12 protein-coding genes are annotated in these 16209 nt (G+C 75.0%); 6 read left to right on the plus strand and 6 right to left on the minus strand.

The genetic code is table 11. The features are described from left to right. The first annotated feature begins 145 nt into the window (after positions 1-145). From F6X51_RS16980 to nudC, 5 genes are all read left to right on the plus strand, one after another. Positions 146-1252 carry an acyltransferase family protein gene (locus tag F6X51_RS16980; protein WP_150964867.1) on the plus strand — a complete coding sequence of 369 codons (1107 nt, stop codon included), beginning with the start codon at positions 146-148 and terminating at the stop codon, positions 1250-1252. A 94-nt stretch (positions 1253-1346) separates the two neighbouring features. After that, positions 1347-2210 carry a universal stress protein gene (locus F6X51_RS16985; protein ID WP_150964868.1) on the plus strand — a complete coding sequence of 288 codons (864 nt, stop codon included), beginning with the start codon at positions 1347-1349 and terminating at the stop codon, positions 2208-2210. A 231-nt stretch (positions 2211-2441) separates the two neighbouring features. Next, the gene (locus tag F6X51_RS16990; protein WP_150964869.1) at positions 2442-3074 is read left to right on the plus strand and encodes a hypothetical protein; all 633 of its coding nucleotides are present in this window, start codon (positions 2442-2444) and stop codon (positions 3072-3074) included. Between the two features lie 72 nt (positions 3075-3146). Further along, positions 3147-3578 carry an HIT domain-containing protein gene (locus F6X51_RS16995; protein WP_150964870.1) on the plus strand — a complete coding sequence of 144 codons (432 nt, stop codon included), beginning with the start codon at positions 3147-3149 and terminating at the stop codon, positions 3576-3578. Positions 3579-3582: 4 nt separating this feature from the next. After that, the gene (gene nudC, locus F6X51_RS17000) at positions 3583-4497 is read left to right on the plus strand and encodes an NAD(+) diphosphatase (protein ID WP_150964871.1); all 915 of its coding nucleotides are present in this window, start codon (positions 3583-3585) and stop codon (positions 4495-4497) included. A gap of 390 nt (positions 4498-4887) precedes the next feature. On the opposite strand, the gene F6X51_RS17005 is transcribed toward nudC, so the two are convergent. From F6X51_RS17005 to ptsP, 4 genes are all read right to left on the minus strand, one after another. Further along, positions 4888-6462 carry a carbohydrate porin gene (locus F6X51_RS17005; RefSeq protein WP_246696853.1) on the minus strand — a complete coding sequence of 525 codons (1575 nt, stop codon included), beginning with the start codon at positions 6460-6462 and terminating at the stop codon, positions 4888-4890. Between the two features lie 169 nt (positions 6463-6631). Beyond that, the gene (locus F6X51_RS17010; RefSeq protein WP_150964872.1) at positions 6632-8380 is read right to left on the minus strand and encodes a fructose-specific PTS transporter subunit EIIC; all 1749 of its coding nucleotides are present in this window, start codon (positions 8378-8380) and stop codon (positions 6632-6634) included. 73 nt (positions 8381-8453) lie between these two features. Beyond that, on the minus strand, positions 8454-9407 hold the full coding sequence (pfkB, locus tag F6X51_RS17015) for a 1-phosphofructokinase (RefSeq protein ID WP_150964873.1): 954 nt from the start codon (positions 9405-9407) through the stop codon (positions 8454-8456). After that, positions 9404-11944, minus strand: coding sequence for a phosphoenolpyruvate--protein phosphotransferase (gene ptsP / locus F6X51_RS17020; protein ID WP_150964874.1), 2541 nt, complete (start codon positions 11942-11944; stop codon positions 9404-9406). The genes pfkB and ptsP overlap by 4 nt, the downstream gene beginning before the upstream one ends. Positions 11945-12109: 165 nt before the next feature. On the opposite strand from ptsP, the gene F6X51_RS17025 reads away from it, so the two are divergent. After that, entirely contained in the window at positions 12110-13114 is a 1005-nt protein-coding gene (locus F6X51_RS17025) for a LacI family DNA-binding transcriptional regulator (RefSeq protein ID WP_150964875.1), read from the plus strand. Between the two features lie 3 nt (positions 13115-13117). Here F6X51_RS17025 and F6X51_RS17030 read toward each other — a convergent pair whose 3' ends face one another. Together F6X51_RS17030 and F6X51_RS17035 are read right to left on the minus strand one after the other, a co-directional pair. After that, entirely contained in the window at positions 13118-14701 is a 1584-nt protein-coding gene (locus F6X51_RS17030) for an ABC transporter permease (RefSeq protein WP_407658584.1), read from the minus strand. 511 nt (positions 14702-15212) lie between these two features. After that, positions 15213-16205, minus strand: coding sequence for an extracellular solute-binding protein (locus F6X51_RS17035; protein ID WP_407658585.1), 993 nt, complete (start codon positions 16203-16205; stop codon positions 15213-15215). Between the last annotated feature and the right edge of the window lie 4 nt (positions 16206-16209).

A 16209-nucleotide genomic window follows, 5' to 3' on the forward strand; every position in this document is an offset into this window, starting at 1 on the left:
CCGTCAACGGGGCGAGCCGGGCTTTGTTCCTAGAGAATTTGGGGCTTATTTCCTTGGACTTGACCGGTTTGAGCGCAGGCTTGACCTTATCACGCGCGCCGCTGGTGCCTCGCGGTCCGCGCGTCGCGGTTGCGGGACCGTCGGCGTGAAGCTCATCCTCGTCCAGATCCTGCGGGGTGGCGCCGCCCTGCTGGTGGCGACCCACCACGCCCAGCACGAGGCGGGCCTGCTCGCGGCCCGGACCGGCCAGGCCTTCGCCCCGAGCGCGCTCCTGCCCTGGGCCGCGGGCGTCGACGTGTTCTTCGTGATCTCGGGGTTCATCATCGTGCATGCCGCCGCGCCCCTCTACGGGCAGCCGGGGGCGCGGGCGCACTTCCTCGCCCACCGGGTCGCCCGGGTGGTGCCGCTCTACTGGCTCGTCACCGCCCTCTATCTCGCGCTCGCCCTGGCGGCGCCGGGGATGCTCGGCGCCGGCGGCGCCGACCTCCTCGAGCCCGGCTACGTCGCGGCCTCGTTCCTGTTCTGGCCGGCCCTGCGGCCGGACGGGACGCCCCAGCCCCTCTACACCCTCGGCTGGACCCTCAATTGCGAGATGTTCTTCTACGCCCTCTTCGCCCTGGGCCTCGGCTGGCGCCGGCGCGGGGCGGTGGCCTGGATCCTCGCCGCCCTCGGCCTGCTCACCCTGGTGAACGCCCTCGCGCCCGGCCTGCCGCTGCCGCTCGCCTTCTGGACGAACCCGATCATCCTCGAATTCGCCCTCGGGGCTGCCCTCGGCCTCGCCCGCGCGGAGGGCGCGCGGCTCCCGGGCCCGGCCCGGCTCGGCCTGGCGCTCGCGGGGGTGGCGGGCCTCGCCCTGGCGGAGCCGCTCCTCGGCGCCGCCACGGGGTTCGGGCGCCCCCTCGGCCACGGGGTGCCGGCCGCCCTCCTGGTGGCCGCGGCGGCCCTCGGCCGGCCGCGCCGGGTGGACGCGCCGATCCCCGCGCCCCTGCTCTGGGCGGGCGCCGTCGGGGACGCCTCCTACGCCCTCTACCTCGTCCATCCCTTCGTGCTGCGCGGGGCGCGGGAGGCGATCCTGCGCCTCGGCCTCGCGCCCGGGCTCGGGCCCTGGGGCAGCCTCGCCCTGATGCTCGCCCTGACGGTGCCGGCGGCGCTCCTCGTCCACCGCCTCGTCGAGCGCCCGCTGACGGCCCGCGCCCGCGCCCTCCTCGACCCCGCCCCCCGCGGGATCGTGCCGGCGCGAAAAACCGTGTGAGCGCGAGCCCGGTGCGAGTTCCCCGGCGGCCCAAACGGCACTAGCCTCTCGGAAGGCCTGCGGGGCGGCTGCAGAATGATGGTGAGGTGAGGCGATGAAGACCCTGCTCGTTCCGGTCGCGCTCCACGACGCGCTCCCCTCCGTCTTCGAGACCGCGATGCTGACGGCGCGCCGCTTCGGCAGCCTGATCGAGGGCGTCTCCCTGCGCCCGGCGCTCGCCGAGTACGTCCCCGTCGACATGGTGGGGGGCATGACCTGGCTGCGCGACGAGGAGGCCGACCGCGTCGAGGCCGAGGAGGCGGGCACCCGCTTCGTCGCCGCCATGGAGGGCGCCGGCGTCCCGCGCCACGCCCGCGACGGAGTCTGCCTGCCCGAGAACGTGGCGGGCGCTGGCCCCCGCTACCGCTGGCGCCAGGACGTGCCGGCGGGAGACGCCTTCCTCGGCCAGTATGCCCGGCTGTTCTCCGCCACGGTGGTCGGCCGCCCCGGCTCCGACGACGGCTCGCCCCGGATGACCACCTTCGAGACAGCCCTGTTCGAGGGCGGGCGCCCGATCCTGCTCGCGCCGCCGACGCCGCCGGCGCGCCTCGGCGAGGCGATCCTCGTCGCCTGGAACGGCTCCACCGAGACCGCCCGGGCGGTCGCCTTCTCGATGCCGTTCCTGCGCGCGGCCCAGCGCGTGCTGGTGATCAGCGTCGAGGGCGGCACCGTGCCGGGCCCGAGCGCCGAGGACCTCGCCCGCTCGCTCGCCTGCGAGGGCGTCGAGGCGAGCTGGAAAGCCCTGCCGGCCGGCCGGCGGACGCCGGGGGAGACCTTCCTGTCCGAGGCCAAGGATTTCGGCTGCGACCTCCTGATCAAGGGCGCCTACACCCAGAGCCGCCTGCGCCAGATGATCTTCGGCGGCCCGACGAGCCACCTCCTCGCCCATGCCGACCTGCCGGTGCTGATGGCGCATTGAGCCGCCCCCGGGCACCGGCGCGATCACCCGGCGGGTCGCCGCCATCGGGCGCGGCACGCGGCCGCACGGCAGCATCGCGCCGCCCCTCGGGGCCGGGTCGGCGGCCGGCGCGTGGTGCGCTCGGGCGGACCCTCCGGGCGGAACCTTGGCGTCCCGTGCCCGGTTGCCGCACGCCCGGCTCCGCGCTGGCTTCCCGGCCGGCCCGCGGAGCGCCCCCGGAGACCTGCACGCGTGATCCTCGGCACCCTCATCCGGCGGGCGGCCCCCGCCTTCGCCCTCCTGACCGCCCTCTCCCCCCTGACCGCCCTCGTGGCGAATGCCGCGGCCGAGCCGGCCCCGACCCGCTACAGCGGCACCATCGTGACCCGCGACGACGACCAGCTGGTCCTGCGCACCCACGGGGGCGCCCCCGTGACGATGCGGCTCTCGCGCGGCACCACGCTCCTCTCCGTGACCGACGCCAAGGTCCGCGACATCAAGCCCGAGAGCTACCTGAGCGCCCTCACGGTCCCGGCGGCCGGCGGCGGGCTGACGGCCCGGGGGGTGACGCTCTACGCCCCGTCGCTGCGGGGTTTCCTCGCCGGCCACCGCCCCTGGGACGCGTCCGGGTCCGAGAGCCTGACCGCCGGCTGGGTCGACGGCCTCGCGGGCGGGGACGCCCGCACCGTCTCCCTCCGGTTCGAGGGCGGCGGGCGCCGCGTCACGGTGCCGGCCGACACCCGCCTGACCCAGGCGGTGCCGGGAGAGAAGGCGCTCCTCGTCGAGGGGGCCGAGGTGGTGGCCCGGGCCCATCCAGGCCCCGCGGGCGCCCTCGAGGCGGACCTCGTCGTGGTCGGCCGCCGGGGCGCGGTGCCGACCCTCTGAGGATCGGGCCCACCGGACGGTTCGGCCGGGACGGGCTCCTCGGAACGCCGAACCGCGCTACATGCTGGCGCGATGCAGCCCGATCCCGCCCCCGCCGCGTTCGCCCTCGACCCGCGCCTCGCCGCCGACACCGTGCCGGTCGGCGATCTCGCCCTCTCGCAGGTTCTCCTGATGGACGATGCCCGCTTCCCCTGGCTGATCCTGGTGCCGCGGCGTCCGGGCGCCAGCGAGATCACCGATCTCGGCGCGGCCGATGCGGCCGACCTCTGGGGCGAGATCCGCCTTGCCGCGGGCGTGATGCTGGCGCTGTCGCGGCCCGACAAGGTCAACGTCGCGGCGCTCGGGAACGTGGTGGCGCAGCTCCACGTCCACGTCGTCGGGCGCTTCCGCTCCGATCCGGCCTGGCCCGGCCCGGTCTGGGGCCACGGCGCGGCCCGGCCCTACCCGCCGCACGCCCGCGCGCAGCTCGTCGAGCGCGCCGCCGCCCTGTTCGCGGCGGCCTGAGGCGATGGCGGAGGATTTCCTCGCCGGGCTCGGCTACGCCCAGAGCCGGCTCCAGCGCCACTTTGGCGAGCAGGACGAGGCCGCGATTCCCGGCCTGGATGCGCCCGGCGCCCGCTTCGTGCTGCTCGCGGGGGACCGGGTCGTGCTCACCCGCCCGGGCAGCTCCCTCCTCGACGGGGAGACGGCCGCGCGGGCGCCGGAGCGCGCCTTCACGCTGTTCCTCGGGCGCCTCGACGGGGACCCGGTCTTCGCCGCCGCGATCCCCCCCGAGGCCGCCGACGGCTTCGAGGCGGATCGCGCCTTCCGCACCCTCGACCTGCGCTCGATCGCGGCCGAGGACGCCGTGGCGGCGCACGAGCTCGGGCTCCTCGCCACCGCGAAGTCGCTCCTCGCCTGGCACGCCCGCCACGGCTTCTGCGCCAATTGCGGCACCGCCACGCTCCTGCGGGCCGGCGGCTTCCGGCGCGAGTGCCCGACCTGCGAGGCGCACCACTTCCCCCGTACCGACCCGGTGGTGATCATGCTGATCCGCCGGGGCGACGCCTGCCTGCTCGGCCGCTCGCCCCGCTTCAAGGAGGGGATGTATTCCTGCCTCGCGGGCTTCCTCGAGCCCGGCGAGACCATCGAGGCGGCGGTGCGCCGGGAGACCTTCGAGGAGACGGCGATCCGGATCGGCGCGGTGGCCTACCACGCCTCGCAGCCCTGGCCGTTCCCGTCCTCGCTGATGATCGGCTGCATCGCCGAGGCCGAGAGCGAGGCCATCACCATCGACCCCGCCGAGCTCGCGGACGCCCGCTGGTTCCACCGCGACGCCGCCGCCGCCATGCTGGCCGGCACCCACCCCGAGGGCTACGGCGTCCCCCCCGCCATGGCCATCGCCCACATCCTGATCCGCGCCTTCGTCGAGCGGCGGGCCTGAGGCGCACCCTCTCCCGGACGGGCGAGGTGGGGCGAGCCGCCATCCGGACGGAGTCGTTGTCCCGAGGTGGGCGCGGGTGCCGCGACGCGCCCCCTCTCCCGTCCGGGAGAGGGTTGGGGTGAGGGGTGCGACCTTTCCGGAGAGGTCGCACCCCTCACCCGGTCGGCTGTCGCCGACTCGACCTCTCCCGGACGGGAGAGGTGGGGCGGGCCGCCGTCCGGAGTGAGTCGTGGTCCCGAGGTGGGCGCGGGTGGCCCGACGCGCCCCCTCTCCCGGACGGGAGAGGGGGGCGGGCCGCCCTCCGCGCCACGGGGTTCCGGAGTGCTGGCCGGCGAACTGGGCATGGCGCCCGCGCGCGTCGGAACCGGGGCGGGGGCGCGACGAGCTCCCTCACCGGCTCCCCGGGCCTCCGGCCAGTCCCGCCAGGGTGAACAGGTCGACCGAGAGCTTGGCGCCGACCACGACGGCGTCCGGGATGTTGCGGGGGCGGTAGGGGAAGCGGGTCTGGTCGGGGTTGAGGATGTATTGCAGGTTCGGCGTCAGGCGGATCGCCGGGGCGACCTGGATGCCGTAGTTCAGCTCCATCATCACCTGCCGGGTCGGGATCGGCCGGTTGATGCCGAGGGAGGCCTGCGCCAGGGTGATGCTGCTCAGCGCCAGCGGGCTGAACGTCTGCGTGTTGATGACGAAGCCGACCGTGTCGTAGGGGCGGCCCGCGAAGGTGCCGGTCTGCAGCGCGCCGATCTCCAGGAAGTAATCCTCGGTGAGGCGGCCCGAGATGCCCGCCATGGCGACGCCGAACAGCGTCAGGCCCTGGGGGGCGCTCGGGTCGGGGCGCCAGACCATCTGGTCGAAGCGGGCATAGACGCCGGAGCGTCCGAACCGGGTGAGGCCGTTGAGGCCCGTCAGCACCGCGGCGCGGCCGGTGATGTCGCGCACGGGGTCGGTGTAGTCGGAGGCGTCGTACCAGCCGCCGATCCCGTAATTGCGCGGCAGCCCGTCATTGGCGAAGGTGGTGGAGTAGCCGAGCTCGAACGGCACGATCGCGCCGGTGGCCCCCTTCGTCGAGACATCGAAGCCGTTGTCGCCGGGCTGCTGGTGCAGCGGGTTCACCTCGTAGGCGCCGACATGGACGAACACCGTGTCGGTGAGCCAGGCCTTGGCGTGGCCGCCCCAGCTCGAGACCGGCCAGAAGGTGAAGTTCGAGGTCTTGAAGACGAAGGTCGGGTTTCCGCAGGCGGAATTCGTCTGGAAGTTGCAGTAGATCGGCGAGTTCAGGAAGGCGATGTTGGCCACCAGCCGGCCGACCTCGATGTCGAGCCGCTCGTCGAACAGCTTCTGCTGGTAGCTGAACAGGGTCAGCCGGGTGGTCTGGCCGCCGCCGAAGATCTCCTGCACCGAGGTGTTGTTCCCGATGAAGTCGTTGGACAGGCTGCGCCCGTGCCGGTTCGTGAGCGCGATGTGGAGCGAGGCGCCGTCGATCCCGGCGAGCCGCTTCAGGTCCGCGTCGAGGCCGAAGAAGACCTGGCCCGCCCAGGCCGAGCCCTGCCGGATGCCGCCGACCGGGTTGATGGCGCCCTGGCCGGTGTAGTTGAGGAGCAGGCTGATCCCGGTGCCGAGGTCGAGGGTGCCGGGCGGCAGGGTCGCGGGCGTGGCGCTCTGGCCCAGGGTGTCGGCCGCCTCGGCCGCCGAATCGGCACCCGAGAAGCCTTGTCCCGAGAACCCTTGCCCCGAGAACCCTTGCCCCGAGAACCCTTGCCCCGAGAAGCCCTGACCGTCAGCGGGCGGCGGGGCGGAGCCGGCAAGCCGCGCGCCGGGGCGCGCCACCATCGCCGGCACCGCGATGCCCCCCGCCGTCTCGGAGGCGCCCTGCGCCCGGATCCCCGAGATCCGGGGGTCCTCCGCGCCCCACGCCCCCGCCGCGCCGAAGCCCAGCGCCGCCAACGCGATCCACCCCGCTTTCATGGTCCGTCCCCCATTTTTTCAATCATGGAAACGTGTCTTGACTGACCCGATCTGCGCCGAGTCGCGGATATTGCCGGAACTTGAATAAAAGTTGCTCAAAGCCCGGGCGATAGACTTGTATTCGCAAGACTAGACCGGGCGGCGGATCCCTGTCCGTGTCCGGTTTCCCTCAGACGGCGCGTTTCTTGAGGAGGCCGACCAGCAGGGCGGTCACGACCGTGCCGGCCACCAGGGCGATCACCGCGCCGGCGACGTTCGTCACCGCGTTCGGGATCGGCAGCACGAACAGGCCGCCATGGGGCACCTTCAGCTCGACCCCGAGGCTGAGCGCGAGGGCGCCGGCGATGGCCGAGCCCGCCACCATCGCGGGGATGACCCGGAGCGGGTCCGCCGCCGCGAAGGGGATCGCCCCCTCGGTGATGAAGGCCGCGCCGAGGACGGCCGCCGCACCCCCGGCCTCGCGCTCGGGCTTGCTGAAGCGGTTGGGGAAGAGCCGGGTCGCGAGGGCGATGCCGAGCGGCGGGGTCATGCCGCCGATCATCACGGCGGCCATCGGGGCGGTGACGCCCGAGGCGATCAGGGCGGCCGAGGAGGCGTAGGCGGCCTTGTTGATCGGGCCCCCCATGTCGACCGCCATCATGCCGCCGAGCACGAGGCCGAGCACCAGCGCGCTCGCGCCCTGCATGCCCCGGAGCCAGCCGGTCAGCGCCGTCAGGACCGCCGCCACCGGCACGCCGACGACGTAGACCATCAGCAGCCCGGTCACGAGGGTGGCGAGCAGGGGCAGGATCAGGACGGGCTTGAGCCCCTCGAGGTTCCGGTGCAGCCGGATGTGCCGGTTGAGGAACGAGACGGTGTAGCCGGCGATGAAGCCCGCCGCGATGCCGCCGAGGAAGCCCGCCTGGAGGTTCGCCGCCAGCATGCCGCCGATCATGCCGGGCGCGATGCCGGGCCGGTCCGCGATCGAGTAGGCGATGTAGCCCGCGAGCGCCGGCACGATCAGCGCGAAGGCGCCCTTGGCGCCGATCTCGCCGAGGGCGTAGCCGAGGGTGCCGGCATTGCCGGGCGCCATGGCGTCGATGCCCCCGAACGCGAAGGCGAGGGCGATCAGCAGGCCGCCCGCCACCACGAAGGGCAGCATGAAGGAGACGCCGGTCATCAGGTGCTTGTAGGCGCCGGCCTTCCGCTCGGCCGCCGCCGGACGCGCCGGCCCCTCGGCCTCCGCCTCGGCCGCCTGCGGGCGCGCCTCCGCGAGGGCCGTGGCGATCAGGCCCTTGCCGTCCCGGATCGCCGCCTTGGTGGTGGTGGCGTAGACCCGCTTGCCGGCAAAGCGCCCCCGGTCGACCCCCGTATCGGCCGCGATCAGCACGAGGTCGGCCGCCGCGATCTCGGCCGGCGTCAGGGCGTCGCGGGCGCCGACCGATCCCTGGGTCTCGACGCGCACGGCGTGGCCGAGCGCGGTGGCGGCGCTCTGGATGCCCTCGGCCGCCATGAAGGTGTGGGCGATGCCGGTCGGGCAGGAGGTGATGGCCACGATCCGGGCCGGGGCCGCCGCACCGGCGGGCGCCCCGGCAGGCTCCCCTCCGGTGGCCGTCCCGCCGGTGGGCGCCTCGCCGGCGCCGCCGAGGACCCGGTCGATCACCGCGTTGACGTCGGTCAGGACCTCCTCGATCGCGACCCTGGCCCGGCGCAGCGCCCCGAAGCGGCCCTCGCCGAGATCGCCGGAGCCGACGAGCAGCACCGCCTCGGCGCCGCGGATCGCGGAATCGGGCAGCGGGTTGCCGCTCGTGCCGGGGCCGCGCAATTCCAGCGCGATCGGCTGGTTGCGCCGCCCCGCCGCCTTGCGCAGGGCCTCGACGGCGAGCACCGCATGGGTCGAGAGGTCGCCGCCTCCCACCACCGCCAGCAGCTGTGCCATGGTGTTCTCCTCGGGGTTTTTCGGATGTTTCGCGGGGGCGGCCGGGGGCCTCAGGCCGCGGGCGCGGCGCGCCTCACGGCGCCACGGCCTCGATCCGGATGGTCTCGGCGAGCGCCCGCACGGTGTCGCGCCCGGGCAGGTTGGCCCCGGGCTGGGTGAGCTTTCCGGCCGCGAAGGCGAGGGCGAGGCGGGCCACGTCGGGCAGGGGCGCGCCGGCATGGAGCCCGGCCACGAGCCCGGCCACCAGGGCATCGCCCGCGCCCACCGTGCTGGCGACCCGCAGGGCGGGCGGCTGCGCGTGCAGCATCTCGGTGGCGCTGACGAACAGCGCGCCCTCAGGCCCGAGGGAGACCACCACGAGGGGGATGCCGCGGGCCTGCAGCGCCCGGGCCGCCGTCACCACCTCGGGGAGCGTCGCGAGGGGATGCCCCGCCCAGTCCTCCAGCTCGTGCCGGTTCGGCTTGATCGCGTAGGGCAGCGCCGCGGGGGCCGCCGCGAGCGCGACCGCGAGGGCCGGCCCGGAGGCATCGAGCACCACGCGGGCGCCCCGCGCCTTGAGGAGGTCGCCGAGGCCCGCATAGACCTCCGGCGGCACCCCGCGGGGCAGGCTGCCGGCGAGCACCGCGAGGGCCCCCGGCGCCGTCATGTCGGCGAGCACCGCCCGCACCGCGTCGAGGGTGCCGGGGCTGATGGCGAGGCCCGGCAGGTTCACGTCGGTGGTGTCGCCGCGGCTCTCGTCGAGGAGCTTGAGGTTCGTGCGGGTCTCCCCCGGGATCCAGACGAAGCGGTCGTCGATGCCCTTCTGGAGGAGCAGCTGCTCGAAGGGCGCGGCGTTGTCCTGGCCGAGGATGCCGGTGGCGGCGACCGGCACGCCCCAATCGGCGAGGCAGCAGGCGACGTTGACGCCCTTGCCGCCGGCATCGTTGCGCACCGCGGAGGCCCGGTGCACCGCCCCCGGGGTGAGCCGGGCCAGGGTGACGGTCTGGTCGATCGCCGGGTTGAGGGTGAGGGTGACGACGGCGCTCACGCGAGACCTCCGTCGAGGGCGCGCACCGCGGCGGCATCCTCCTGGGCGCAGGCCCGGGCGGCGAGCGCCTTCAGCTCCGCCATCTCGGAGGCCCGCAGCCGCGCCTTGACGCCGGGCAGGTCGCGGGGCGTCATCGAGAGCTCGTGGACGCCGAGGCCGGCGAGCAGGCCCGCCCCGAAGGGGTCTCCCGCGAGGCCGCCGCAGACGCCGACGAAGCGCTTGTGCCGGGCCGCGCCCTCGCAGGTCATGTGGATCAGCCGCAGCACCGCCGGGTGCAGGCTGTCGGCCTCCGGCGCCAGCTCGGTGTTCTGGCGGTCGATGGCCAGGGCGTACTGGGTCAGGTCGTTGGTGCCGATCGAGAAGAAGTCGCAGTGGCGGGCGAGCATGTCGGCCTGGATCGCGGCCGCCGGCACCTCGATCATGATGCCGAGGGGCACCGGCGGCGCGCCGACCGCGCGGCGGATGCGCTCGCAGGTCTCGCGCAGGCGCAGGACCTCCGGCACCGAGGTGATCATCGGCATCATGATCGAGAGCGGCGCGTCCTTGCCGGTCGGCGCCCCCGCGGCGACGCAGTCCCGGGCGGCCCGGTAGAGGGCGCGCAGCTGCGGCTCCATCAGGTCCGGGCGGCGCAGGAGCAGGCGGGCGCCTCGCACCCCGAGGAAGGGGTTCTCCTCCCTGGGGAGCTGCAGGTGCGCCACCTGCTTGTCGCCGCCGATATCGAGGGTGCGCACGATCAGGGGACGGCCGTCGAGGGCCCGCAGCATGGCGCGGTAGGTCTCGAACTGGTCGTCCTCGCTCGGCGTGTCGCCCCGCTCCAGGAACAGGAACTCGGTGCGCATCAGGCCGACGCCCTCGGCCCCCTGGTCGAGGGCGAAGGGGACCTGCTCGGGGTTGTTGACGTTGGCGCCGATCGCCACGGCGTGCCCGTCGCGGGTGCGGGCCGGCAGCGCCCGCTCGCGGGCCTCCGCCTCGGCCTTCGCGCGCTGGCGCTCGCGCCACTCCGCCGCCGAGGCGATGTCGGCCGGGCTCGGGTCGAGGTAGAGGCGCCCCGTGGTGCCGTCGAGGATCGCGGTGGCGTGGTTGCGCAGCCCGAGCAGGCCGGCGCCCCCCGCCACCATGGCGGGGATGCCGAGCGTGCGCGCCAGGATCGCGGTGTGCGAGGTCGGCCCGCCCTGGGCGGTGGCGAGGCCGATCACCCGGGCCGGGTCGAGCCCGGCCGTGTCCGAGGGGGCGAGGTCGGGGGCGATCAGGATGCAGGGCTGGTCCGGCAGGTCGTGCCCGCTCTTGAGGGCCGGGTCGATCTGCGCCAGCACCCGGCGGCCGACGTCGCGCAGGTCGGCGGCGCGGCCGGCCAGGACCGGGTTTCCCAGCGCCGAGAGCTGGCCGGCGAGGCGCTCCACCGCCCGGTTCCACGCGAAGGCGACGCCGTGGCCCTCCACCATGAGCTGGCAGGCGAGGGTGATCAGGTCGGTGTCGGCGATGAGCTCGCCCTGCGCCCGGAAGATGCCCGCATCGGCCTTGCCGAGGCGCCGCTCGGTGTCGTCGGCGAGCGCCCGGAGCTGGTCCCCGGTCGCGGCGAGGGCCGCGTGCAGCCGGTCGCCGCCGCTCGTCAGGGGCTCGGGCTCGTCCGGCACCGCGACCTCGGTGGCGGCCAGGACGTGGACCGGCGCGATGGCGATGCCCGGGCTCGCGCCGATGCCGGGCAGGATGCGGGGGGCGTCGGCCGGGTTCCAGCCCGCCACCGGCGCGCTGGCCCGGGCGGCGGCCTCCGCGGCGCGCTGGGCCGCCGCCTTCTCGCCGGCGCTGAGCGCGGTGACCGCGGCGCACATCCGGGCGAGCGCGCCGGCCTCGTCGTCGCCCTCGGTGGAGATCACGATCCCGTCGCCGCAATGCAGGCCGAGCTGCAGCAGGGCGATCAGGTTCTTGGCATCCGCCACCTGGCTGCCGTGGCGGACCTGGATTCGGGCCGGGCAGGCGCGCGCGGTCTCGACCCAGTGGGCGGCGGGGCGGGCGTGGAGCCCGGTCGGGTAGTCGACGCTCCAGTCGAAGCGCTGGCGCAGGTCGCTCGCCGGGCCGGACGGGCTCGGGGCCGCCGCGTCCTCGCTCAGCGCCTCGGCGATGTCCTCCTGGCGGGTCGTGGTGCGCAGGCGCTCGAGGCGGGCCTCGTCCTGGATCAGGCGGGTGAGGCGGCGCAGCACCGTGATGTGGGTGTCGGACTGGGCCGCGATGGCGACGACGAGATGCGCCATCTGGCCGTCGTGCCAGGGGATGCCCGCGGGGACCTGCAGCACCGCGAGCCCGCTCTCGCTGACGAGGTGGCGGTCGTCGACCATGCCGTGCGGGATGACGACGCCGTGGCCCAGATAGGTGTTCGCCACCTCCTCCCGGCGCAGCATGCTGTCGCCGTAGGCCGGGTCGATGCAGCCGGCCGCGATCAGGAGCTGCGCCGCCTCGCGGATGGCGGAGTCCTTGTCCTTCGGCGCGGTCGCCGTGCGGACGAGGAGGCGGGGCGTCAGAAGCGGTGTCGGTGCGAGCATGGCGTGCTCCTCCCGGCGGAGTGTCGGATTCGTTGTTGTGGCCACTGAAAACGTTTTCAGTATTTGTGTCAACCGATCATCGTGGTCACGCATCCGTGAAGGCTTGCCGCCCTGCGCGGCGCGTGCCACAACTCCTCGTATGAGCCTGCAAACGTTTCCCGTCCCATGAGTGTCGGCATCCGCGATGTGGCCCGGGCGGCGGGCGTCTCGACCGCGACGGTCTCGCGCGCCCTCGGGCGCGGGCCGGTGAGCGACGCCCTGCGCGAGCAGGTCGAGGCGGCGGTGCGGGCGACCGGCTACCGGCCGAACCTCTCGGCCCGGCGGCTGCGCTCGCAATCGACCCAGACGATCGGGCTGATCGTGGCCGACATCCGCAACCCGTTCTTCACGGCGGTCAGCCGCGCGGTGGAGGATGCGGCCTACCAGGCCGGGATGCGGGTGATCCTGTGCAACACCGACGAGGATCCGACCCGCGAGGCGATGTACCTGCGGCTGATGCAGGAGGAGCGCGTCACCGGGGTGATCTTCGCGCCGACCCGGGCCACCGCCAAGGAGCTGCGCGCCGCCGAGATCGACTTCCCGGTGGTGTTCATCGACCGGGCCGGGCCCCCCGGCGCCCATGACAGCGTCGTGCTCGACAACGCGGCGGCGGCGGCCGCGCTCGTCGACCATCTGGTTGAGCAGGGGTTCCGGCGGATCGGCGGCCTGTTCGGCTCGACGAGCTCCACCGCGCAGGAGCGCCGGGCCGGCTACGAGGCCGCGATGGCCCGCCACGGCCTCGCGCCCGCCGGCCGCGCGGTGCTGCCGAACGCGGCCGCCGCCGAGGCCGAGGCGACGCGCTGGCTCGGCGAGCCCGGGCGGCCGGAGGCCCTGGTCCTCTCGAACGGCCTGATCCTGATGGGGGCGCTGCGGGCCGCCCGCGCCCGCGCGCTCCCGGTGCCCGGGGCGCTGGCGCTGGCGGGCTTCGACAACGAGCCCTGGACCGACCTCGTCGACCCCGGCCTCACGGTGATCGAGCAGCCCGTGGCGGAGATCGGCGCGCAGGCGATGCGCCTGCTGTTCGACCGCCTGAAGGCCCCCGACCAGCCGGTGCGCAAGGTGGTGCTGAGCGGGCGCCCCGTCCTGCGGGGCTCGACCCGCCGCGCGTCTCCCGGCCCGGACCGCGCCTGAGCCTCAGGCGCGGGCCTCGCGCCCGCCGAGCCGCAGCAGCACCGCCACGGGGATGAGCCCGACCAGCACGATCAGGGCCGCCGCCACGGTGCCGTCCTCGTAGGTGCCCCGCGCGGCCTCGCCGTAGAGGTGCGTCGCCAGGGTCTCGACGTTGAGGGGGCGCAGCAGGAGCGTCGCGGGCAGCTCCTTGACGCAGTCGACGAAGACCAGGAGCGCGCCGCTCATCAGGGCCGGCCAGGTCAGGGGCAGCTGCACCCGGGCGAGGGTGGACAGGGGCCCGCGGCCGAGGAGGCGCGCGGCGTCCGGCAGGCTGCCGGGCACCCGCGCGAGGCCGGCCTCGCAGGTGCCGATCGCCACCGCGAGGAAGCGCACGAGGTAGGCGACCACGAGGGCGCCGCCGGTGCCGAGCCCGATCAGCGCGGGGGCGGCCCCGAACATCGCCGTCGCGGCGGCGGCGACGGCCGAATCGGCCAGCGCCAGGGGCCCGAGGAGGCCGATCGCCAGGATGGTCCCGGGCAGGGCGTAGCCGAGGCTCGCGACCCGGATCAGCCCGGGGCCGAGGCGGCGCGACAGCAGCCGGGGGCTCGCCGCCACGAGGAAGCCCACCGCCCCGGCGATCAGGGTCGCGGTGCCGGCGTACAGGATCGTGCTGAGGATCTCCCCGGGCAGGCGCTCGGGCAGGCCGGTGCGGGCGATGCGGCCGAACGCCGCCTGGGCGAGGTAGGCGGCCGGGATCAGGAAGCCGAGGGCGACGGGGGCGAGGCAAAGCGCCAGGGCGAGGCCCGCCTGCGCGCCGCGCAGCGGCCGGCGCGCCAGGGTGCGGGGGCGCTGGGCCGCGCCCGCGAAGCCGCGCCCGCGCCGGGCCCAGCGCTCGGCCGCCACGAGGCCGACCACCACGACGAGCATCACCAGGGCGATCTGGGCCGCCCCCGCGAGGTCCTGCCGGTTGACCCAGGTGGCGTAGACCTGGACCGTCAGGGTGCGCACCCCCAGGAACTCGGCCGCCCCGATGTCGTTCAGGGCCTCCATCAGGGCGAGGCTCACCCCGAGCGCGATGGCGGGCCGCGCCAGCGGCAGCGCCACCCGGGCGAAGACGCCCGCCGGGCCCCGGCCGAGGGTTCGGGCGGCCTCGATCAGGTTCCCGGCCTGCATCAGGAACAGGGCCCGGGTCGGCAGGTAGACGTAGGGGTAGAGCACGAAGCCGAGGAGCAGGATGCAGCCCGGCAGCGAGCGCAGTTCCGGGAAGGACAGGTCGCGCGGGCGCGCCAGGCCGAGCAGCGCGCGCAAGGCCCCCTGCACCGGCCCGAGCGGGTGCAGCAGGTCGAGATAGGCGTAGGCCACGATGTAGGTCGGCACCGCGAGCGGCAGCAGCAGCCCGACCTCGAGGAGGCGCCGCCCCGGGAACTCGTAGGCCGCCACGAGCCAGGCCGTGCCGGTGCCGGTCACCGTCACCACGAGGCCGACCCCGAGGAGCAGCCCCGCGGTCTGCGCCAGGGCCTGCGGCAGCACGTAGGCGAGGAGATGCGGCCAGAGCTCGCCCGACCCCTGCAGCGCCTCGAGCGCCAGCGACACCAGCGGGCTGAGCACGAGCCCGCACAGGGCCAGCGCCGCGAGAGCCCAGGGGAGGCTCGCACGACGCGCCCCCTGTCGTGTGCGGGCGAGGTCGGGCGCTCCGCCCTGCCGTTCCGGGGCGTGGGCACCGCGACCGGCCCCCTCTCCCGTGCGGGAGAGGGTTGGGGTGAGGGGTGCGCGCTCTCCGGATATGTCGCATCCCTCACCCGGTGCGCGTGCCGCGCACTCGACCTCTCCCGGACGGGAGAGGTGGGGCGCTGCGCCCTGCCGTTCCGGGGCGTGGGCACCGCGACCGGCCCCCTCTCCCGGCCGGGAGAGGGTTGGGGTGAGGGAGGCGCCTTGTCCGGAGAGGTCGTATCCCTCACCCGGTGCGCGTTCCGCGCACGCGACCTCTCCCGGACGGGAGAGGTGGGGCGCCGCCATCCGCGCCGCATCGTCACTCCGGGGCGTCGGCGGGCGCGCGTCCTCGTCCGGTCGCGCGGGCGGCCCTGCGCTCGGCACCGGTGCGGTCATGGCGGCGGGCGGTTCACTGGTCGAAGCCGACCTTGTCGACGAGGAGGCTCGCGGCCTTGCGGTTGCGGGCGATCTCGGCGACCGGGACGGTGTCGATGGTCAGCGGGCCGAGGGCGGTCAGGAGCGGGTCGACGGGGGCGCCGGCCTTGACCGGGTACTCGTAGTCGGTCTTGGCGTAGAGGCCCTGGGCCTCGTCCGAGACGAGGTATTCGAGGAGCTTGACGGCCTCGGCCTTGTTCGGGGCATTCCTGGCCACCGCCGCGCCCGAGACGTTGACGTGGGTGCCCCCGCCCGAGAAGGTCGGCAGCACCACCCGGATCGCCTCGCCCCACTTCTGCTGCTCGGGGCCGCCGCGGCCGGAGCGCATCAGCCCGACATAGTAGGAATTGCCGAGGCCGAGCTCGCAGCTCTCCGCCAGGATGTCGCGGGCGACGTCCCGGTCGCCGCCCGCGGGCTTCTTGGCGAGGTTCGCCTTGACGCCGCGCAGCCACGCCTCGGTCTTCTCCGCCCCGTGCTTGACGAGGTGATGGGCGATCAGCGCCGTGTTGTAGGGGTGCTGGCCCGAGCGCAGGCAGAGCTTGCCCTTCCATCTCGGGTCGGCGAGGTCCTCGTAGGTCAGCGCCGTCAGGTCGGCGAGGTCCTTGGCGTCCGCGTAGGCCACGCGGGCCCGGGTCGAGAGGGCGAACCAGCGGCCCTCGCCGTCGCGGAGCGCGGCCGGGACGGCGGCCTCGAGGGCGGCGGATTGCACCGGCTGGGCGAGGCCCCGGTCCACGATGTCGACGAGGTTGCCGATATCGACCGTCATCAGCACGTCGGCATTGGCGCGGGCGCCCTCGGCGGCGACGCGCTCGGCGAGGCCCTTCTCGACGAAGACGGTGTTCACCGTGGTGCCGGTCCTGGCCGTGAAGGCATCGAGGAGCGGGCGGATCAGGCCCGGCTCGCGGGTGGTGTAGAGGTTGACCTCCGCGGCCTCGGCCCCGGCGGCGCCGAGCGCCAGGGCGAGCATCAGC

Origin of the sequence: Methylobacterium planeticum (genome assembly GCF_008806345.1) — a bacterium.
GTDB lineage: Bacteria > Pseudomonadota > Alphaproteobacteria > Rhizobiales > Beijerinckiaceae > Methylobacterium > Methylobacterium planeticum.

Bases quoted from the DNA above. Each gene is read 5' to 3' on its own strand.
- F6X51_RS16985 (WP_150964868.1), top strand. From the start codon at position 1,347: ATGAAGACCCTGCTCGTTCCGGTCGCGCTCCACGACGCGCTCCCCTCC.
- F6X51_RS16995 (WP_150964870.1), top strand. From the start codon at position 3,147: ATGCAGCCCGATCCCGCCCCCGCCGCGTTCGCCCTCGACCCGCGCCTC.
- nudC (WP_150964871.1), top strand. From the start codon at position 3,583: ATGGCGGAGGATTTCCTCGCCGGGCTCGGCTACGCCCAGAGCCGGCTC.
- F6X51_RS17005 (WP_246696853.1), bottom strand. From the start codon at position 6,462: ATGAAAGCGGGGTGGATCGCGTTGGCGGCGCTGGGCTTCGGCGCGGCG.
- F6X51_RS17010 (WP_150964872.1), bottom strand. From the start codon at position 8,380: ATGGCACAGCTGCTGGCGGTGGTGGGAGGCGGCGACCTCTCGACCCAT.
- ptsP (WP_150964874.1), bottom strand. From the start codon at position 11,944: ATGCTCGCACCGACACCGCTTCTGACGCCCCGCCTCCTCGTCCGCACG.
- F6X51_RS17025 (WP_150964875.1), top strand. From the start codon at position 12,110: ATGAGTGTCGGCATCCGCGATGTGGCCCGGGCGGCGGGCGTCTCGACC.
- F6X51_RS17035 (WP_407658585.1), bottom strand. From the start codon at position 16,205: ATGCTCGCCCTGGCGCTCGGCGCCGCCGGGGCCGAGGCCGCGGAGGTC.